Annotated in this window: 16 protein-coding genes and 1 riboswitch; of the genes, 9 read left to right on the top strand and 7 right to left on the bottom strand. The window is 56.9% G+C overall.

The window, feature by feature from the left end; genetic code table 11:
- Window positions 1-1,269 carry a 2-hydroxyglutaryl-CoA dehydratase gene (locus ACTQ3V_RS05415; RefSeq protein WP_441466627.1) on the bottom strand — a complete coding sequence of 423 codons (1,269 nt, stop codon included), beginning with the start codon at window positions 1,267-1,269 and terminating at the stop codon, window positions 1-3.
- Window positions 1,244-4,207 (bottom strand): acyl-CoA dehydratase activase, encoded by a 2,964-nt coding sequence (locus tag ACTQ3V_RS05410; RefSeq protein ID WP_441466626.1) that lies wholly within the window; start codon window positions 4,205-4,207, stop codon window positions 1,244-1,246. The genes ACTQ3V_RS05415 and ACTQ3V_RS05410 overlap by 26 nt, the downstream gene beginning before the upstream one ends.
- A gap of 237 nt (window positions 4,208-4,444) precedes the next feature.
- A riboswitch (SAM riboswitch) is annotated at window positions 4,445-4,548 on the top strand.
- An 80-nt stretch (window positions 4,549-4,628) separates the two neighbouring features.
- Between ACTQ3V_RS05410 and metK the strand changes: the two genes are divergently transcribed.
- The gene (metK, locus tag ACTQ3V_RS05405) at window positions 4,629-5,813 is read left to right on the top strand and encodes a methionine adenosyltransferase (RefSeq protein ID WP_441466625.1); all 1,185 of its coding nucleotides are present in this window, start codon (window positions 4,629-4,631) and stop codon (window positions 5,811-5,813) included.
- 205 nt (window positions 5,814-6,018) lie between these two features.
- On the opposite strand, the gene ACTQ3V_RS05400 is transcribed toward metK, so the two are convergent.
- Window positions 6,019-6,672, bottom strand: coding sequence for a hypothetical protein (locus ACTQ3V_RS05400; RefSeq protein WP_441466624.1), 654 nt, complete (start codon window positions 6,670-6,672; stop codon window positions 6,019-6,021).
- A complete protein-coding gene (locus ACTQ3V_RS05395; RefSeq protein WP_441466623.1) occupies window positions 6,635-7,003 on the bottom strand; it encodes a PadR family transcriptional regulator in 369 nt (122 codons plus the stop codon). Before ACTQ3V_RS05395 ends, ACTQ3V_RS05400 begins: the two co-directional genes overlap by 38 nt.
- 216 nt (window positions 7,004-7,219) lie before the next feature.
- Between ACTQ3V_RS05395 and ACTQ3V_RS05390 the strand changes: the two genes are divergently transcribed.
- From ACTQ3V_RS05390 to ACTQ3V_RS05380, 3 genes are all read left to right on the top strand, one after another.
- Complete coding sequence (locus ACTQ3V_RS05390; RefSeq protein WP_441466622.1) at window positions 7,220-8,101, top strand: aldose 1-epimerase family protein; 882 nt, start codon at window positions 7,220-7,222, stop codon at window positions 8,099-8,101.
- A gap of 192 nt (window positions 8,102-8,293) precedes the next feature.
- Entirely contained in the window at window positions 8,294-10,819 is a 2,526-nt protein-coding gene (locus tag ACTQ3V_RS05385; RefSeq protein ID WP_441466621.1) for a heavy metal translocating P-type ATPase, read from the top strand.
- A complete protein-coding gene (locus tag ACTQ3V_RS05380; RefSeq protein ID WP_441466620.1) occupies window positions 10,816-11,082 on the top strand; it encodes a metal-sensing transcriptional repressor in 267 nt (88 codons plus the stop codon). The genes ACTQ3V_RS05385 and ACTQ3V_RS05380 overlap by 4 nt, the downstream gene beginning before the upstream one ends.
- A 51-nt stretch (window positions 11,083-11,133) precedes the next feature.
- Here the strand turns inward: ACTQ3V_RS05380 and hisC are convergent, their stop codons facing one another.
- Window positions 11,134-12,189, bottom strand: coding sequence for a histidinol-phosphate transaminase (gene hisC, locus ACTQ3V_RS05375; RefSeq protein ID WP_441466619.1), 1,056 nt, complete (start codon window positions 12,187-12,189; stop codon window positions 11,134-11,136).
- Between the two features lie 128 nt (window positions 12,190-12,317).
- Between hisC and ACTQ3V_RS05370 the strand changes: the two genes are divergently transcribed.
- Window positions 12,318-12,593 carry a hypothetical protein gene (locus ACTQ3V_RS05370; RefSeq protein WP_441466618.1) on the top strand — a complete coding sequence of 92 codons (276 nt, stop codon included), beginning with the start codon at window positions 12,318-12,320 and terminating at the stop codon, window positions 12,591-12,593.
- 51 nt (window positions 12,594-12,644) lie between these two features.
- Window positions 12,645-13,895: a replication-associated recombination protein A gene (locus tag ACTQ3V_RS05365; protein ID WP_441466617.1), complete on the top strand. Its 1,251-nt coding sequence runs from the start codon at window positions 12,645-12,647 to the stop codon at window positions 13,893-13,895.
- A 3-nt stretch (window positions 13,896-13,898) separates the two neighbouring features.
- Here ACTQ3V_RS05365 and ACTQ3V_RS05360 read toward each other — a convergent pair whose 3' ends face one another.
- Window positions 13,899-14,837, bottom strand: coding sequence for a S1 RNA-binding domain-containing protein (locus ACTQ3V_RS05360; RefSeq protein WP_441466616.1), 939 nt, complete (start codon window positions 14,835-14,837; stop codon window positions 13,899-13,901).
- 127 nt (window positions 14,838-14,964) lie between these two features.
- On the opposite strand from ACTQ3V_RS05360, the gene ACTQ3V_RS05355 reads away from it, so the two are divergent.
- Genes ACTQ3V_RS05355 through ACTQ3V_RS05345 form a run of 3 tightly spaced genes read left to right on the top strand, consistent with a single transcriptional unit; the run spans window position 14,965 to window position 17,295 of the window.
- Window positions 14,965-15,159 (top strand): DUF951 domain-containing protein, encoded by a 195-nt coding sequence (locus ACTQ3V_RS05355; RefSeq protein ID WP_441466647.1) that lies wholly within the window; start codon window positions 14,965-14,967, stop codon window positions 15,157-15,159.
- Window positions 15,153-15,914 carry a uridine phosphorylase gene (gene udp, locus ACTQ3V_RS05350; RefSeq protein ID WP_441466615.1) on the top strand — a complete coding sequence of 254 codons (762 nt, stop codon included), beginning with the start codon at window positions 15,153-15,155 and terminating at the stop codon, window positions 15,912-15,914. Before ACTQ3V_RS05355 ends, udp begins: the two co-directional genes overlap by 7 nt.
- 1 nt (window position 15,915) lies before the next feature.
- Window positions 15,916-17,295, top strand: coding sequence for an MATE family efflux transporter (locus ACTQ3V_RS05345; protein WP_441466614.1), 1,380 nt, complete (start codon window positions 15,916-15,918; stop codon window positions 17,293-17,295).
- A gap of 56 nt (window positions 17,296-17,351) precedes the next feature.
- Here the strand turns inward: ACTQ3V_RS05345 and ACTQ3V_RS05340 are convergent, their stop codons facing one another.
- Entirely contained in the window at window positions 17,352-19,235 is a 1,884-nt protein-coding gene (locus tag ACTQ3V_RS05340) for an ABC transporter ATP-binding protein (protein WP_441466646.1), read from the bottom strand.
- Window positions 19,236-19,258 lie beyond the last annotated feature (23 nt).

Raw genomic sequence — 19,258 nt, 5'->3', positions numbered from 1 at the left:
TCACTCTGCCGAAGACAGCATCAGCTTGATGCGGTTTTCCTGATTGATTTTGGATGCGCCGGGGTCATAGTCGACCGCGACGATGTTCGCCTGCGGGTAGACCTCGCGGATCCTGCGGATCATGCCCTTGCCCGCAATGTGGTTGGGCAGGCAGCCGAACGGCTGGGTGCAGACGATGTTGGTCACGCCTTCGTTGATGAGCTCGACCATTTCGGCCGGCAGCAGCCAGCCCTCGCCCATCTTAACGCCCTCGCCGATGATGGCCCGTGACTTTTTGCGCACCTCGTCAAACGGCATCGGGGGACGGAAATTACCGTCCTTGTTCATCAGCTTGATGATGTCCGCCTGCTTGCCCAGCAGGAACTGATAAACGAATTTGTAAATAGCGGCACGCTTGGCCGAGCGGCCGTACAGGTTATGGTCGATAACCGAGTTGTAGATGGAATACAGGCAGAAGTCGGTCAGACCGGGCAGTACCGGTTCGCAGCCTTCCGAAAGCAGGAACTCCTCCAGTTGGTTGTTGCCAAGCGGGGAGAACTTGACATAAATCTCGCCCACGATGCCGACCATCTTCTTTTTCTGCGTCTTATCCAGACGCAGTTTGCCGAAAGCGGTCAGCACATATTGGTACAGGTGCTTGACTTCGCTGTAACGCACCATGCGGTCGCCCGTAAAGCGGGCAGTGACCGCATTCATGCAGATTTCGATGGCTTTTTCGGTCGAGCCGGGCACAACCTCGTAGGGGCGGCACTGGTTGGCCACCAGCATAATCAAATCGCCAATGAGCAGCGTGTAAGCGATCTGGATGAGCATGGTCTTGGTCAGCTTGAAGCCGGGGTTGGCATCCTCTTCCAGACCGGCAAAGTTGAGCGAAATGACCGGAATAAAGCCGTATCCGTTCTTTTCCAGCGCCTTGCGCATCAGATGGATGTAGTTGGAGGCGCGGCAGCCGCCGCCGGTTTGCGGCAGGATGAGCGCGATCTTGTGGATATCGTATTTGCCGGACTCGATGGCGTCCAGCAGCTGGCCGATAACCAGAAGCGCGGGGTAGCAGGTGTCATTGTGGACGTTGCGCAGGCCCTGCTCTGCGATGTTCGGCCCAAAGGTGTGGAGCAGCTCCATGTTATAGCCGAAGTTCTTCATCAGGCGGCACATCAGGCCGAGCTGCACGGGCAGCATATTGGGCACCAGAATGGTGTAATCCTTGCGCATTTCTTCCGTGAACTGCGCGTATTCATAAGTTTTAGGCGTTGTGCTGTTGTTTTGCAAGTTTTCTGCCCTCCTCTACGGCAGCCAGCATACTGCGGATGCGGATTTTTGCCGCACCGAGGTTGCTGATCTCGTCAATCTTGAGCTGTGTATAGAGTTTGCCGCCATTTTCGCAAATGGCGCGCATTTCGTCAGTGGTGATGGCGTCGATGCCGCAGCCAAAGGACACCAGCTGAATCAGCTGCGCGTTTTCCTTTTTGGTGACGTATTTGGCCGCGCCGTACATGCGCGAATGGTAGGTCCACTGGTTAAGGACATGTACCTGCGGCGCTTCGGTCAGCTGCCAGACCGCGTCCTCGGACACGATAACCAGTCCAAACGAAGCAATCAGCTGGTCGATGCCATGGTTAATCTCCGGGTCGACATGGTACGGACGGCCCGCGATGACCGCGATATCCAATCCGTGCGTGTCTGCATAGGCAATGGCCTTCTGGCCCTCCGCGCGGATCTGCGCGTAATAGTCGGCCAGTTCCTGATAGGCGGCCTTAGCCGCAGCATCCACCTGCTTTTTCTTCAGCTGCGGATACTTGCCGCAGAAATATTTTGCCGCGTGCTGGATAAACCGCTTGGGATCGACCAGCTCAAAATACGGCATCATAAAGTCGAAGTCGGAAAGCGCCGCGACGTTGGCCTGCAATAGCTCGGGATAATATGCCACAACCGGGCAGTTATAGCAGTTGGTCGCGCGGCCCTCATCCATGTTGTAGGTCATGCACGGATAGAAAATCGCGTCCACGCCCTTTTCCAGCAGGTTTTCGATGTGGCCGTGCATCAGTTTTGCCGGATAGCATACGGTGTCCGACGGGATGGAGTGCTGGCCCTTCATATACATATCCCGGGTGGACACGTCACTCAGCACGGTTTCAAAGCCGAGCGTGCGCAGGAACGTTGTCCAGAACGGCAGCAGTTCGTAATAGTTCAGGCCGAACGGCAGACCGATCGTGGCGAGCGGCGCGGGATTGCCGGATGGCTCGCCGTAGCTTTTGAGTTTATCCAGCTTCCATTTATAAAGGTTGGGCAGCTCGCTCTTTTTCACGCCGCCGAGCGGACGCTCACAGCGATTGCCGGAGATGAAGCGGCGGCCGCTGCCGAAGTCGTTGATGGTCATGTTACAGTGGTTTTCGCATAGGCCGCAGCGCGCCGTGCGCACCGTATGCTCGAAAGCCGAGAGCACATCGGTTCCGATGAGCGAGGTCTGTTCCGGGCGGTTGTCCTTGGCGTGCAGCGCCGCGCCGTAAGCGCCCATCAGGCCGGCGATTGCCGGACGGGTGACGTCGCGGCCGATTTCCTGCTCGAACGAGCGCAGAATGGCGTCATTTAAGAAGGTGCCGCCCTGCACAACGATATGCTGGCCGAGGTCATCCGGCGAGTGCGCGCGGATAACCTTATACAGTGCGTTTTTGACAACCGAAACCGACAGGCCGGCCGAAATCGTGTCGATGCCTGCGCCGTCCTTCTGTGCCTGCTTGACCGAGGAGTTCATGAATACCGTGCAGCGCGAGCCGAGGTCGATGGGATGCTGGGCAAACAGGCCGAGCTTGCAAAATTCCTCGATAGAGTAGCCCATCGAACGGGCAAAGGTCTCAATGAACGAGCCGCAGCCCGACGAGCAGGCCTCGTTGAGCGAGATGTTATCGATGCACTTGTTGCGGATTTTAAAGCACTTGATGTCCTGTCCGCCGATGTCGATGATGAAATCGACATCTGGGCAGAAGTGGCGTGCCGCGCGGAAGTGCGCGACCGTTTCCACCAGACCGAAATCCACGCCGAAAGCATTCTGGATGAGCGCTTCGCCGTAGCCCGTGACCGCGCTGGACACGATATGTACGCGGTCGCCGCACAGCTCATACAGTTGGGTGAGCTGCTCACGGATAACGTCCGCCGGGTTGCCCTTATTGGATTGGTAGTGGTGGTACAGAATTTGATGGTCCTCGCCAATCAGCACCAGCTTGGTCGTGGTCGAGCCGCAGTCAATGCCGAGATAGGCGTCGCCCTCGTACATGGTAACGTTTTGCGTCATGACATCATGCACGCCGTGGCGATGTTTGAATTCCTCATACTGCGCTTCGTTTTCAAACAGCGGCGGCAGATAGTTTGCCACCACGGGCGCGCCCGCCGCCTGCTCGAGCGCGTCGAGCAGCGACGAGACCGTATAGGTTTTCTGCGTGTCGCCTGCGTATTCCGCAGCGCCTGCGGCAATCGCGTAGGGGGCAAGGTCGGGGAAGTGCGCATGCGCGTCATCCAGACCGAGCGTCTCCTGAAAACGGCGCTGCAAGCCCTTGAAGAAGAACAGCGGCCCGCCGAGGAACAGCACGTCGCCTTTGATTTCACGGCCCTGCGCCAGTCCCGCGACCGTCTGGTTGACGACCGCCTGAAAAATGGACGCGGCAACGTCCTCCTTGCGCGCGCCTTCATTGAGCAGTGGCTGCACATCCGATTTGGCAAATACGCCGCAGCGGGATGCGATGGTGTAGAGTCGCTCCGCATTCTGCGCAAGCTGATCCAGTTCGCCGGGGGTTACGTCCAGCAGCACGGCCATCTGGTCGATGAAAGCGCCGGTGCCGCCTGCGCAGGAGCCGTTCATGCGCTCCTCGAGCTGGCCGGATAGGAACACAATCTTGGCATCCTCGCCGCCCAGTTCAATGACCACATCCGCCTGCGGCACATGTACGCCGACCGCCTTGCGGGTGGCAAAAACCTCCTGCACAAAGTCAATGTCGGCAGCCTTGGCTACGCCCAGCCCAGCCGAGCCGGTGATGGCGCAGCGCAGCGTGGTGTCTTCCCCAATCAGCGCGCGCGCATCTCGCACCAGCTCGACCGCTTTTTCGCGTACTTTGGAAAAGTGGCGCTCATAGTGCTTGTGGATGATCTCGCCATCGCGCACAACGACGATTTTAACCGTTGTTGAGCCGATATCGATTCCTACATTTACGTTCATATATCCTTATTCTCTCCCATGATAAAAACAATGCGTCCGCAGGACGCATGGTGAATGCCGGTAAGAACATATCAAAAAGCCGCACAGATCGGCTGGCGGCAAGGTACATTCTTACTTATTTAATATAACGGTGCGCAGAGAAAATGTCAATCCGCTTACAATATCCGAATTTGCTGAAATTTTCCCTTGACAAATATTCTGTTTTTATGTAAAATAAACTGCGTAAGTAAATATATGACCTTATCCAGAGCGGTGGAGGGAACGGCCCAATGAAACCCGGCAACCTGCGCAAAACCATGCGTAAGGTGCCAAATCCGGCGTAGGAACACGAAAGATGAGGGGGCAAAACGGTTTTTTCGCTCCCTGACGGGAGCGTTTTTTGTTATGTCCCGACGTACATTAGAAAGAAAGGAACGATACCATGGCACATCATTTTTTCACCTCGGAATCGGTAACCGAGGGACATCCGGACAAGATTTGCGATCAGATCTCGGATGCGATTCTTAGCGAAATCTTAACGAAAGATCCATATGCGCGCGTTGCCTGTGAGACGACCTGCACCACCGGCATGGTGCAGGTGATGGGCGAAATCTCGACTGCCTGCTATGTGGACATCCCCAAGGTCGTGCGCGACACGATTCGGGAAATCGGCTACGACCGCGCCAAGTACGGTTTTGACTGCGACACCTGTGCGGTGCTGACCGCAATTGACGAGCAATCTGCGGACATTGCGCTGGGCGTAGATAACTCGCTTGAGCGCAAGGAGGGCGCGTCGGACGCCGACCTCGCCATCGGCGCGGGCGATCAGGGCATGATGTTCGGCTATGCGTGCGACGAAACACCCGAACTGATGCCGCTGCCTATCTCGCTGGCGCACAAGCTGGCCAAGCGTCTGACGGAGGTGCGCAAGAATGGTATGTTCACCTACTTGCGTCCGGACGGCAAGAGCCAGGTGACCATTGAGTACGATGAGGACAACCTGCCGGTGCGTGTGGATACGGTCGTGCTGTCCACCCAGCACAGCCCGGACGTTTCGCTCCAGCAGATTCGCAAGGATATGATTGAGCAAGTGGTAAAGCCGGTTATTCCGTCCCATCTGCTCGATGAGAATACCAAGTATTTCATCAACCCGACCGGCCGCTTTGTCATCGGCGGCCCGCAGGGTGACTCCGGCCTGACCGGCCGCAAAATCATTGTCGATACCTACGGCGGCATTGGCCGCCATGGCGGCGGCGCATTCTCGGGCAAGGACCCGACCAAGGTCGACCGCTCGGCGGCATATGCGGCGCGCTGGGTCGCTAAGAATATCGTGGCGGCAGGTTTGGCCAAGCGCTGCGAGATTCAGCTGGCGTATGCCATTGGTGTGGCTGAGCCGGTTTCCGTCATGGTTGAGACCTTCGGCACGGGCACTGTGGATGAGGGCAAGCTGGCCGAGGCGGTACGCAAGGTATTTGACCTGCGCCCGGCGGCAATTATCGAGACACTCGATCTGCGCAAGCCGATTTACAAGCAGCTTGCTGCTTACGGCCATATGGGTCGTGAGGAGCTGGGCGTTAAGTGGGAGAATACCGACAGGGTAGAGGCGCTCAAGGCCGCGCTCGCGTAAGCGCATAGCGAACGAACTTGCGAAAAGTGGCAAAGCATGACGGAGGAAGAAAAATCGTTAATCGGATCGTCATGGGGATGCGCGTCCCCTTATCGGGAACAATGTCCGGATTGCGGAGAATAGAGACGCGAATGCCAATATGGAGCCGCTTTGACGGGAAAGTATAGAAAAAGTCCTGCCGGGATTCCGGCAGGACTTTTTGGCTTCAGTCCAGCTTTTTGTCCAGCAATTTGTAGGCGAACAGCAGCAGGAGCGGTAATACAAGCGCAAGCAGAAAGTGCATGGTAAACAGAGGTTGCTCGAGGAAAAAACCGGCACATAATGCGGCAAGCAGGCAGAGAAACAATATGACAAACAGCAGTCTGCTCGTCCGCGCGCCCGGGGAAAAAGACGTGCGGCTGATCAGCGTGACGGCGCCGGAAGCTGCTGTCAGCAGCAGCACACCGCCGAGTATATCCCCGACGGTCACGGTTAGCATCGGCCATGCCGCTATGCCGATGGCATATTCAGATAGTCTGCCGATCAGCCAGATCACCAGCAAAACGACAGTGGCAGGTAGAATGTCCCGCAGTGCTGTCAGCGCGCGGGCGCTTGCCGATAGCGGCGGTATCTCAGAGATAACGCTGTCACAGAAGGTCTGATAATCGTTTCCGATTACCGACTGGGCATCGTCGCCGCGCGCTTCGCCGTCGAGAAGCATCTGCGTGATATCCCGCCGCACGCTCTCCTGTCGATATAAGCTGATGGGTGCCGTGCGCAGATAAACAACAATGTCGGTCAAAATCTGTTGTGCGGCAGCGGAGAGCTGCTTTTCCGCCTCATTATTTTCCCGTAGCAGCAATTTGGTGCGTTTGTTCATCGTTATCCTCTCCTGTATCAGCCAGAAGTTTGTCGACCGCTTGCGTCAGCTCACGGTAGCTTGCGAGAAAGCCCTGCAATTGTGCACGGCCTTTTTCGGTCAGCGCGTAATATTTTCGTTTTGGCCCGACCTCGGAGGCGCGGTATTCCGCCTGCGCCAACCCGTTCTTCTCCAGCCGCAGCAGCAGAGGATAAATCGTACCCTCGACAATCTGGCCGAAGCCGTAAGAAGAAAGCTGCTCGGTAATTTGGTAGCCGTAGGTCGGCGCGCGGCTGAGTATGGCAAGAATACAGCCCTCAAGCGTACCCTTGAGCAGTTGTGACGGTATCACACCGGGCGCACTCCTTTCTTTGATATCTTGCTTTGCAAGGTAGTAGCTATATTGTAATGCAATGTAGTGTGATTGTCAATGTATCCGGACAAATCCAGCGAAATTGCCAAAAGCAGGCTGTGAAATCCAGCGTAAATGCTAAAAAAAGGACGGCGGATTGACACAGCGGTTCAAAAAAGCTATGCTTAAATCAGAAAAAAGGGAGGCGGATACATAATGCAGGTGTTGGAAAACGAGCTTTTCCGGGTGGAGATTAACCCGTTAGGGGCGGAATTAACCAGCTTTAAGAGTAAAAAGACTGGCACGGAGTATGTCTGGCAGGCGGATCCCGCCGTGTGGAACCGGCATGCGCCGCTCCTGTTCCCGATTGTCGGGCGGCTCAAGGATAAAACCTATACCGTGGGCGGAACGCCCTATGAAATCACCCAGCACGGCTTCGGACGCGATTTGGAATGGCAGGTCGGTGCTGCGGGTGAAGAGTATGTGGAATTTGTGCTGGAAGCGAATGATTTCACCAAGAAAATGTATCCGTGGGATTTTGTCTGCACGGTGCGTTATACGCTGACAGACGCAACCTTGAAAAAAGAGCATATCGTGTTTAACCGCAGCGATACCGATATGTATTACGAGGTCGGCGGGCATGATGGGTATACACTCTGCTGGCAGCCGGATGAGTCGATTGCAGACTATTTTGTGGCGTTTGAGGGCACGACCGTGCTGCATCCCGTTCTGATGGATGAAAACGTGATGCTTAGCCGCGCGCACGGTGATTTGCTGCTCAAGGACGGCCGTCTGCCCATCACGCGCGAGACATTCCGCAACGACGCAATCATTATGGACGACCTTCCGGTGCGCCGCGCCACGATTGGAAATACGCGAAACAACCGAACCGTGACCATGGACTTTGCGGACTTTCCGTATTTCGCGGTGTGGAGCGCGTATAAGGATTTCGATGTGCCCTATGTCTGCTTGGAGCCGTGGAGCACGCTGCCCGATGGCGGCTATCTTGACCACGCAATTGAAAACAAGGTTGGCGTGCGCATGCTGCGTCCGGGACAGGAGGAATGTTTGTCCTTCTCAACGACCATTACCGAGTGATATGCCAAACCAAAAAGCCGCACGGATACCGTGCGGCTTTTGTTATGTAAGAGAACCATGAATCGGGGAGGGTATAGAAAAAATACCGGTGCTTTTCACAGAGGGTTGACAAAAGAAAGTGTGTGCGTTATACTAACTGTGCAACAGACCCCCTCCCCGGGGGAGGGGTGAGAGTTAAAAGGAGATCCTGATATGAAACAACGATTTCGCGTCGGTGGGATGAGCTGCGCAGCGTGCTCTGCACATGTGGAAAAGAGCGTATCCGCGGTGGCGGGGGTGCGCGAGGTGCAGGTTAACCTGCTGGCGGGCAGTATGACAGTGGAGTATGACGAGAGCGCGTGCGGCGATGAACAAATCGTGCGCGCGGTTGAAGCGGGCGGCTACACCGCTGCCGTGGACGGCGGTACGCGCGCGGCAACGCCTGCAAAGGATGCTGCGCCCGAGGATGCGCTGCATGAAATGAAAAACCGCATCCTTGTCTCTGCGGTGTTCCTTATCATTTTAATGTATTTTTCGATGGGACCGATGTTCGGTTTGCCGATGCCCGGCTTTGTCAGCGGTGAGGCGCATGCGTTTGCGCTGGCACTGGTGCAGCTGCTGCTGACGCTGCCCATCCTGTTGGTCAACCGCAAATATTTTATCAACGGCTTCCGCACACTGTGGCATCGCGCGCCGACAATGGATGCGCTGATTGCAGTCGGTTCCGGTGCGTCCGTGGTGTACGGCGTGTATGCGCTGTTTCAGATCGGCTATGCGGGCGTCGCAGGCGACATGGCACGCGTGCATGAGTATGCGCATGACCTGTATTTTGAGTCCGCGGGTATGATCCTGACGCTTGTCACGCTCGGCAAGTTCTTTGAAGCGCGCGCCAAGCGTAAGACCGGCGAGGCCATTGCCGCGCTCATGGATTTGCGGCCGCAAACCGCGTCAGTCATACGCGGCGAACAGGAGATCACCGTACCGATTGAAGAAGTGCGCGTGGGCGATTATGTTATTGTGCGCGCGGGGCAGGCTGTGCCGGTAGACGGAGAGATTGTAGAGGGGCACGCCTATCTCGATGAGAGCGCCATCACAGGCGAGTCCATGCCGGTGGAAAAGGGCAAAGGCGACACGGTGATTGGCGCAACTGTGACGAAAAATGGTTATTTTGCCATGAAAGCGTCGCGCGTGGGCGATGATACAACGCTCAGCCAAATCATCCGGCTGGTCGAGGAGGCGGGTGCCTCCAAGGCGCCGATTGCCAAGCTTGCGGATAAGGTCGCGGGTGTGTTTGTACCGATTGTCATGGCGATTGCACTGGTGACTGCGATCATCTGGCTGGTGGCCGGGGAAACACCGAGCTTTGCTTTGACCCGCGCGATTGCGGTGCTCGTTATTTCCTGTCCGTGCGCGTTGGGACTGGCAACGCCGGTTGCCATCATGGTAGGCACGGGTGTGGGTGCGAAAAACGGCGTACTGTTCCAGTCGGCCGAAGCGCTTGAGAATCTGCATAGCGTGGACTGCGTGGTGCTGGACAAGACCGGCACCGTCACCGAAGGACGTCCGGTTGTTACAGATATCAAATCCTTTGGCGTTGAGCCGGAGGATCTGCTGTCGATGGCGCTGTCTCTTGAGATGCACAGCGACCATCCGCTCGCGGATGCAATTGTGCGCTATGCACGCTCTAAGCATGTCCGGGAACGCCAAACGGATTCGTTTGAAATGATTGAGGGGCAGGGCGTGCGCGCGGTGATCGACGGTGTGCGCTGCATGGCGGGCAATCGCCGTATGCTGCTGGCAAATGGGCTTGCGCTGTCGCGCTCGGCGCAGCAGATGGGCGAAAAACTTGCTGCTGAGGGAAAAACGCCGCTGTATTTTGCGGCGAACCGGCAGGTGGTCGGCATTTTTGCGGTAGCGGACGTACTCAAGCCGAGCAGCCGCGCTGCGGTTGATACGCTGCAAAAGTTGGGCGTGCAGGTGACGCTGCTGACCGGCGACAATCAGGCAACCGCGCAATCCATTGCCGCCGAGCTAAATGTGCAGGACGTGGTGGCCGAGGTGTTGCCGCAGGATAAGGAGCGTGTCGTGCGCGAAAAGCAGGAGCAGGGTCATAAGGTGGCTATGATTGGCGACGGCATTAACGACGCCCCCGCGCTGGCACGCGCGGACGTGGGCATCGCCATCGGCGCAGGCACGGATGTGGCGATTGCATCGGCGGACGTGGTGCTGATGAAGAGCGATTTGATGGATGCGGTTGATGCAATCCGGCTGTCGCGGCAGACCATGCGCAACATCCGTCAGAATCTGTTCTGGGCGTTTTTCTATAACTGCATCGGTATTCCGATTGCGGCGGGTGTGCTGTGGCTGCCGCTGGGACTCAAGCTCAGCCCGATGATCGGTGCAGCCGCGATGAGCTTAAGCTCGGTTTGTGTGGTTTCCAACGCACTGCGTTTGAAGTTTTTCAAGGCCTCTCCCAAGCAGGAGAGCAGCCAATGTGTCATTCTGCCAAAGGAGGAAGAAAGTAAAATGGAACAGACCAAAGTAATTCAAATCGAAGGTATGATGTGTGAGCACTGCGTGGCGCATGTGAAGAAGGCGTTGGAGGCATTTGACGGTGTAAGCGCGCAGGTGGATTTGCAGGGCGGCACGGCGACCGTGAAAGGCAGCACCCTGCCGGACAACGCCAAACTGACCGAGGCAGTCGAGCAGGCGGGCTATAAGGTGGTCGGCCTCGAATGAGGGCGGATCGGAAAAAGGTTGAGCCACTGCTGCGCACCGCGCGCGGCCAGCTCGACGGAGTGCTCAAGATGATTGAGGACGATCGATATTGTATGGAAATCGTCATGCAGCTGCAGGCGGTCGAGTCGCTGGTGCATAAAGCGCAGCGTGAGGTGCTGCGCGGCCATCTGGCGGGCTGTGTGCAGGATGCTTTTGAAACGGGCGACGAGCAGGCCCGCGAAAGCAAGCTCGATGAAATCATCAAGTTGCTCGATAAAGCATAAGACAGAAAAAGCGGAACCGTTTTCGGTTCCGCTTTTTTATGGTTTGAGGATTTACAGGAAAGTGCGCAATGCGTCGATCATGCGATCCATTTGGTCATCCGTGCCGATTGTAATACGCAGATAGTTGTCGATGCGCGGCAGATTAAAATATCGGATAAAGATGTTTTTCTGCCGCAGGTATTCAAAAATCTCCGATGCCTTTTTGTTCGGGTGCGTGACAAACAGAAAGTTGGTCAACGAAGGCTGGAGAGTAAAGCCCAGCGCACGCAGCGCGTCGGCCGTGCGCTCGCGCGTGGCTATGACCTTTTGGCACGTTTCCTGAAAATACGTCTCGTCCGCGACCGCGGCTTCGCCTGCGGCGAGCGCAAGTGCGTCCATGGTGTAGGAGTTATAGGAGTTTTTGACCGCCTCGAGCGTCGCAATCAGCGTTTCCGAGCCGAGCGCATAGCCGATGCGCAGGCCGGCGAGCGAACGCGACTTACTCATCGTCTGCACGACAAGTAGGTTTTCATATTTCTCGATGAGCGGCACCGCGCTCTGTGCGCCGAAGTCGACATAGGCTTCGTCGATGATGACGACGCAGTCCGCATTGTGCTGCAACAGATCCTCAAGCAAGTCAAGCGACAGGCCGCGTCCGGTCGGTGCGTTGGGATTGGGCAGAACAATGCCGCCGTTTGGCTTGTCATAGTCGCGTACATTCACGCAGAAGGCTTCGTCCAGCGGCACGGTCGCATATGGGATACGGAACAGGTCGCACCAGACCGGATAGAACGAGTAGGTGATATCCGGATAGAGAATCGGCTCACCCGAGCAGAAAAACGACTGGAACGCGAGTGCCAGCACGTCGTCTGAGCCGTTGCCGAGAAACACCTGCGTCGGCTTTACGCCAAAGCGGTTTGCAAGCGCGGTTTTGAGTGCTTTGCCGTTTGCATCCGGATAGAGCGCAAGGTGCGAGGCGTCAAAGGTACGCAGCGTTTCCTGCACGCCCGGCGCGGGCGGATACGGGTTTTCGTTGGCGTTTAGTTTGATGATATCGTCGCTCTGCGGCTGCTCGCCCGGCACATAGGGGTCGATGCGGCGCAGCTTTGCGAGAAAGGGCTTGTCCATCGGGAAACTCTCCTTTTGCTTTACTGACTGCGGATAGTTTATCACAGTAAAGCGAGAAAGTCAAGCCCTGTTTGTGCGTGAACAAAAATCGTGATATAATTATGCCATCACCGTTAGGAGGGAGCGACATGAAAAGGGCAGGATATGCACTTGGCTTTGTGGCAGCGCTGTGGTCGTTATATGTGTTGGTGATATATGCAATAACTGTGGGTGACGTAGGCGGTCTGCTTGGCCTGTATAGTGGTGCTGCATGGATGTATAAAGCGCCCGTACTGTGGTTTGTGCTGTTTGCCGCGCTTGCCTGCGGTGTGATTGTACGACTGTTCCACGGGCAGCCACGCGGTGCAGAGCGCATTGCCGCGCTACTATTGATTCCGCTGTCGCTCATCAGCGTATTCGGCTAGGCAATCATTACTGCGCTTGTCGCCGCAGCCTGATTTTATAAGGAGAAAGAAATGTATCAACCTTTAGCGGATAAAATCCGTCCGAAAACCTTGGATGATGTGGTTGGACAGCAGCATTTGCTGGGCAAAACCGGTCTGCTGCGCCGCGTGATTGCGTCGGGTACGATTCCGAATATGATTTTTTATGGCCCGTCCGGCGTGGGCAAGACAACGGTCGCGTCTATTATTGCAAAGCAGACCGAGCGCAAGCTATATCATCTGAACGCTACGACTGCCGGCATTGCGGATATCAAGGCGATTATTGACGAACTGGACACCTTCCTTGCGCCCAACGGCGCGCTGGTGTATCTGGACGAGATTCAGTATTTCAATAAAAAGCAGCAGCAGAGCCTGTTAGAATTCATTGAAACGGGCAAAATGACGCTGATCGCGTCCACGACGGAAAACCCGTATTTTTACGTCTATAACGCGATTCTCAGCCGCAGCACGGTCTTTGAGTTCAAGCCCATCGAGACAGAGGATATGCAGCGTGCGGTCGAGCGGGCGTTTGCGCTTGCCATTGGTGACAAAGGCATGCCCGTCGAGGATGGTGTCGCGGCTTACATCGCGCAGGCGGTTGGCGGGGACGTGCGCAAGGCGCTGGGCGCGGTAGAACTGCTTGTGCTGGGCGCAGGCGCGGACGGCGTGACCCTTGCGGACGCGAAACAGGCGGCGCAGCGCTCCAACATGCGCTACGACCGCGACGGGGACAGCCATTACGATATCCTGTCTGCGCTGCAAAAGTCCATCCGCGGCTCGGACCCGGACGCCGCGCTGCATTATCTCGCACGCCTGCTCGAAGCAGGCGATATGATTTCGGCTGCGCGGCGTATGCTGGTCATTGCCAGCGAGGATATCGGTTTAGCGTATCCGCAGTGCGCGGCCATTGTCAAGGCGTGCGTAGACAGCGCGTTCCAGCTTGGTCTGCCCGAGGCGCGCATTCCGCTGGCCGAGGCGGCCCTCTTGATGGCCACCGCCCCCAAGTCCAACAGTGCCGCCGCCGCGATTGACGCGGCGATGGCGGATGTGCGCGCGGGCAAAACCGGAGATATCCCGGTGCATATCAAGGATGCGCACTACGGTGGTGCGCAAAAGCTCGGCCGTGGGCTGACCTATCAGTATCCGCACGCCTTCCCCAATCATTGGGTGCGGCAGCAGTATCTGCCGGATGAAATCAAGGATGCACATTACTATGATTACGGCCCGAACAAGACTGAACAGGCGGCAAAAGCCTATTGGGAGCGCGTCAAAGGCGCAAAATAAGTCTCACTCGAACACGGTTGCGATGTGTTTTCGGTCGCAGCAGGCGGGGGTGTACACCCATTGGTCGATATGTCCCTCGGTAATAAAATAGGGCGGCGGATCGGGCGTGCCCGCAGGCGCAAGCACGTCGATGACGGTCAGCTTGATTTTCATGCGCTGCGGCAGGATGGATTTGATGTAAACCGACACGATGGTGCCGGGCGCGAGGTCGTCGCGCGGCTCGGCAAGGCCGGACAGATTGGGGGCAAGCTCAATAAAAATGCCGTATGGCTCGACCGAACGCACCACCCCGCGCACGGTTTCGCCGGGCGAAAACAGCGCGGCGTTCTGCTCCCAGGTGCCGAGCAGCTCGCGATGCGTCAGCGAAATGCGGCGCGCCTGTGCATCGACAGAGCGCACGACAGCGCGGATGCGCTGGCCGACGTGCAGCCGGTCGGCAGGGTGGAAAATGCGCGACACCGAAAGGTTTTCAATTCCGATGAGCGACGCCACACCGCAGCCGATATCGACAAACGCGCCGAAGTTCTCCAGATGGGTGACGGCGGCCGGAATGACGTCGCCCGGACGCAGAGTTTCGAGCAAATAGTCCTGTGCGCGTTGCTGCGCAATGGTGCGCGACAGCCAGATGAGCGGCGTGTCTGCGCTTTCGTCGATCTCGGTGACAACAAAGCAGGTGGGCTTGCCCACGCGGGACAGGATGGCAATTTCCCGCGTGTCTCCCTCGGCCACGCCCAGCGCGCAGCACGAGCGCGGCATAATGCCCTGTGCAAAGCCAAGGTCGAATAGTAGGTCATGCGCGGGGGTGCATCGCTGCGCGACCGCTTCCAGAATCATCCCTTCATCCTGTGCGTGCCGCAGTCCGTCGAGGGATGTGAGTGCCTGCCGTACCTCGGGCAGCGCGGTGTAACTGCCCTCGGGCAGATAGCATTCGCTTGTTTTCATAATATAGCAGAGCCTCCTTTGGGGTCTGTCTTACTATATGAAAAAACGGCTGGGATTAGCACTGCAAATATGGTATGATAAAAGCGATAAGATGGCGGCGGCCATCCTGAAGGAAGGGGAAATGAGTATGGACGTGCAGATCGGCGATATACTGACCATGAAAAAGCCGCATCCTTGCGGCTCCAAGCAGTGGAAGGTGCTGCGCACGGGCATGGATTTTAAGCTCAAATGCACGGGCTGCGGGCATGAGGTCATGCTGCCGCGCGCAAAAGCGGAAAAAAACATCCGAGTGATTGAACGGGAGGGAAAAACGGTATGTTGATTGATGGAAAACAGATGCATTTGCAGATTACCAAGGGCGATGTAGGCCGGTATGTGATTCTGCCGGGCGACCCGGCGCGCTGCGAAAAAATTGCGCGCTATTTTGACAAGCCCAAGCAGATCGCCCAAAATCGTGAGTATACGATCTGGACGGGTACGCTGGACGGCGAACCGGTCGCGGTGTGCTCGACTGGCATCGGCGGACCGTCGGCTGCCATTGCGCTGGAAGAACTGGTTGAGTGCGGTGCGGATACCTTCATCCGTGTTGGCACCTCCGGCGGCATTGTGGACGAGGTCTGCGGCGGCGATATCGTCATTGCGACTGCGGCCATCCGGCAGGAGGGAACGAGCCGTGAGTATTTGCCGATCGAGTTCCCAGCGGCAGCGAATTTTGCGGTTGTCAGCGCGCTGCGGGACGCGGCGGTTAAACTGGGCCTGACCCATCACGTCGGCGTCATCCAGTCCAAGGACAGCTTTTACGGTGAGATTCGCCCCGCGCAGCAGCCCATTGCGGATGAGCTGCTCGCCAAGTGGAAGGCTTGGAAGGCGGCGGGGGCGCTGACCAGCGAAATGGAGACCGCGGCGCTGCTGATTGTCTCGCAGGTGCTGCATGTGCGCTGCGGCGCGGTGCTCAATGTCCTGTGGAACGCAGATAATGACGACGCGCCAAGCATCCCGCCCGACGCAGCTGAGCGCGGTGTACGCACGGCGGTTGAGGCGTTGCGCATCCTGATTCGGGAGGATAAAGCGCACTGACATGGAAAAACAGAAAAAGCAAAAGCGTGTGGCCGATCTGGGCAACGACCCGGTCGGCCCGCTGCTTGTTCGTCTTGCGCTGCCGACCGTGTGCGCGCAGGTAGTCAACCTGTTGTACAACATCGTCGACCGCATCTATATCGGACAGATTCCGGTAGAGGGAAAGCTGGCGCTGACTGGTATGGGTGTGACCTTTCCGGTTATCACGCTGATATCGGCCTTTGCCGCACTGATTGGCATGGGCGGTGCGCCGCGCGCTTCGATTGCGATGGGCGCGGGGCAGCACGAAAAGGCGGAGCGTACGCTGGGCACCTGTACCGCTTCTCTGTGGGGGTTGGCGGTTGTGCTGACCGCGCTGTTCCTGCTGTTTCAGGAGCCGTTGCTGGTGCTGTTTGGCGCGTCGGCAGACACGCTTCCCTATGCGATGCAGTACCTCAACATCTATGTGCTGGGTACGATTTTTGTCATGACCGCGCTCGGACTTAACGGTTTTATCACTGCGCAGGGCAAGTCCGGCGTAGCGATGAAAACCGTGCTCATCGGCGCGGCATTAAATGTTGCGCTGGACCCGGTGTTTATCTTTGTGTTCGGGCTGGGCGTGCGCGGCGCGGCGATTGCAACCGTCATCTCGCAGGCGGTTTCCGCTTTGTGGGTGGTGCGCTTTCTGACCGGCGCAAACAGCACGCTGCGGCTGAAAAGAGCCTTTTTCCGGTTGGATAAGCGCTTGCTGCTGCCCGCGATTGCATTGGGCGCGTCACCATTTGTCATGCAGTCGACCGAAAGTTTGCTGACCGTAACATTCAATGTATCGTTGCAGAAATACGGCGGTGATTTGGCCGTCGGCGCGATGACCATACTGACTTCGGTTGCGCAGATGGTACAGATGCCGCTGATGGGGCTGGCGCAGGGGGCGCAGCCGATTTTGAGCTTCAACTACGGTGCGAAGCGGCCCGACCGCATGAAACAGTCGGTCAAGTATAACCTGCTGATTGCCTGCATATTTGCGTTTGGGGTTTGGGCGCTTGCGATGCTCGCGCCGCATATGCTTGCGCGTTTGTTTGCACACGACAGCGCGCTTATCGAAGAGACGGCATGGGCGTTGCGCATCTATTTTGCCGTGGGCTTTGTGTCGGCGTTTCAGAACACATTCCAGCAATGCTTTGTCGCGCTGGGAGAGGCCAAGATTTCGCTGTTTCTCGCGCTTGAGCGAAAGATCATCCTGCTCATTCCGATGATTTTGATTCTGCCGCATTTTTTTGAGGATAAGCTGTTTGCGGTATTCTTTGCCGAGCCGATTGCCGACTTGCTTGCAGCCGCGACAACCACCACATTGTTTCTCATCCGATTTCGGCAGATTCTGCACCGCATATCCATGCAATAATTAAAAAAGAACCGCTGTGAGGCGGTTCTTTTTTTGTTGATGCGATTGCGAGAGGTCTACTCCAACTCGAATGCGCCTGTGTAGAGTTGATAATATTTGCCGTGCTCGGCAATCAGCTGTTTGTGGTTGCCGCGCTCGATGATGTGACCGAGCTGAAGCACCATAATGACGTCCGCGTTCTGTACGGTTGACAGACGGTGCGCGATGACAAACACCGTTCGGCCGTACATCAGGCTGTCCATGCCTGCCTGCACAATGGATTCCGTGCGTGTATCAATCGAACTGGTCGCCTCGTCAAGAATCATAACCGGTGGGTCGGCAACGGCTGCGCGTGCAATCGAAATCAGCTGACGCTGGCCCTGCGACAGGCTGCCGCCTTCGCCGTCGATGACGGTGTCATATCCGTCCGGCAGACGGCGGATAAAGTCGTCGGCGTTGGCCAGCTGCGCTGCCGCTTCGACCTCCTGATCGGTGGCGTCCAGATTGCCGTAGCGGATGTTGTCGCGAATGGTGCCGGTGAACAGGTTGGTATCCTGTAAAACGATACCCAGCGAGCGGCGCAGATCGGCCTTCTTAATTTTGTTGATGTTGATGCCGTCATAGCGGATTTTGCCGTCTGCGATATCATAAAAGCGGTTGATGAGGTTGGTGATCGTGGTCTTGCCCGCGCCGGTCGCACCGACAAAAGCGACTTTCTGGCCGGGTTCGGCATACAGCGTGATGTTATGCAGTACGATTTTATCCGGGTTGTAGCCGAAGTCTACATCGTAGAAACGCACATCGCCCTTGACCTGCTCGTAAGTGATGGTGCCGTCCTCGTGCGGGTGCTTCCATGCCCAGATGTTGGTTTTTTCCGGGGTCTCCACCAGATTGCCCTGCTTGTCGTACTTCGCGTTAACCAGTGTGACGTAGCCGTTGTCCTGCTCGGGCGCTTCGTCCATCAGCTCGAAGATACGCTCGGCGCCGGCCAGCGCCATAATGATGGAGTTGAACTGCTGCGAAATCTGGGTGACCGGCATGGTAAACGATTTGGTCAGCTGCAGGAAGGAGGCAATAACGCCGATGGTGATGCTGCTGCCGACCACGCCGGACAGCGCCAGCGTGCCGCCGACCACAGCCACCAGCACATACAGCAGGTTACCAATATTCATCATAATCGGCATGAGAATGTTAGCGAAGGTGTTGGCGTTTTTGGCGCTTTCGCGCAGCGCGTCATTGAGCACGTCAAACTGTTCTTTGCATTTTTCCTCATGGCAGAATACCTTGACGACCTTCTGTCCGCCGATCATTTCCTCAATATAGCCGTTGACCTTGCCCAGCGCGGTTTGCTGCTCGAGGAAGAAGCGGGCGGACTGGCCGCCGATGCGCTTAACAACCACCAGCATGACAGCGATGCCGACCAGCACAAACAGCGTCAGCCAGAAATTGGTCGCCAGCATGGCGATGAACACGGCAATAATGGTCATCAGCGAGGAGAACATCTGCGGTACGGACTGGCTGAGCATCTGCTGCAGCGTGTCGGTATCGTTGGTAAAGTGGCTCATCAGGTCGCCGTGGGTGTGGGTGTCAAAATAACGGATGGGCAGTTTCTGCATGCGCTCGAACATTTCGTCGCGCACTTGCTTGAGGATACCCTGTGAAATGGACACCATAATGCGGTTATACAGGAAGGTCGAAACGATGCCCACCAGATACACAAGTGCCATGAGCGAAATCGCATGAACCAGCCCCGTGAACACGGGTGAGGCCTGTAAAAGCAGCGGCGCAATATAGTCGTCAATGAGTACGCGCAGGAACATCGAGCCGGCGACGTTCGCTACCGCAGAAAACAGGATGCAGACCAGTACCACGGCAAACTGCACGGCGTAACCGCCCCGAAAGTAACGAAGCAAACGCGCGAGGGTTTTTTTGGGGTTCTTGCTGCGCTTGCCACCGCCCATATGACCGTGACGGCCCGGGCCGC

This window comes from Candidatus Agathobaculum pullicola (assembly GCF_052117205.1).
Taxonomy (GTDB): Bacteria; Bacillota; Clostridia; order Oscillospirales; family Butyricicoccaceae; genus Agathobaculum; species Agathobaculum pullicola.
This window is presented reverse-complemented; position numbering and strand designations above follow the sequence as displayed.

Coding starts and splice junctions, on each gene's coding strand:
- ACTQ3V_RS05410 (WP_441466626.1), bottom strand. CDS start 4,207: ATGAACGTAAATGTAGGAATCGATATCGGCTCAACAACGGTTAAAATC.
- ACTQ3V_RS05360 (WP_441466616.1), bottom strand. CDS start 14,837: ATGAAAACAAGCGAATGCTATCTGCCCGAGGGCAGTTACACCGCGCTG.
- metK (WP_441466625.1), top strand. CDS start 4,629: ATGGCACATCATTTTTTCACCTCGGAATCGGTAACCGAGGGACATCCG.
- ACTQ3V_RS05355 (WP_441466647.1), top strand. CDS start 14,965: ATGGACGTGCAGATCGGCGATATACTGACCATGAAAAAGCCGCATCCT.
- ACTQ3V_RS05390 (WP_441466622.1), top strand. CDS start 7,220: ATGCAGGTGTTGGAAAACGAGCTTTTCCGGGTGGAGATTAACCCGTTA.
- ACTQ3V_RS05370 (WP_441466618.1), top strand. CDS start 12,318: ATGAAAAGGGCAGGATATGCACTTGGCTTTGTGGCAGCGCTGTGGTCG.
- ACTQ3V_RS05385 (WP_441466621.1), top strand. CDS start 8,294: ATGAAACAACGATTTCGCGTCGGTGGGATGAGCTGCGCAGCGTGCTCT.
- ACTQ3V_RS05365 (WP_441466617.1), top strand. CDS start 12,645: ATGTATCAACCTTTAGCGGATAAAATCCGTCCGAAAACCTTGGATGAT.
- ACTQ3V_RS05380 (WP_441466620.1), top strand. CDS start 10,816: ATGAGGGCGGATCGGAAAAAGGTTGAGCCACTGCTGCGCACCGCGCGC.
- ACTQ3V_RS05340 (WP_441466646.1), bottom strand. CDS start 19,235: ATGGGCGGTGGCAAGCGCAGCAAGAACCCCAAAAAAACCCTCGCGCGT.
- hisC (WP_441466619.1), bottom strand. CDS start 12,189: ATGGACAAGCCCTTTCTCGCAAAGCTGCGCCGCATCGACCCCTATGTG.
- udp (WP_441466615.1), top strand. CDS start 15,153: ATGTTGATTGATGGAAAACAGATGCATTTGCAGATTACCAAGGGCGAT.
- ACTQ3V_RS05345 (WP_441466614.1), top strand. CDS start 15,916: ATGGAAAAACAGAAAAAGCAAAAGCGTGTGGCCGATCTGGGCAACGAC.
- ACTQ3V_RS05400 (WP_441466624.1), bottom strand. CDS start 6,672: ATGAACAAACGCACCAAATTGCTGCTACGGGAAAATAATGAGGCGGAA.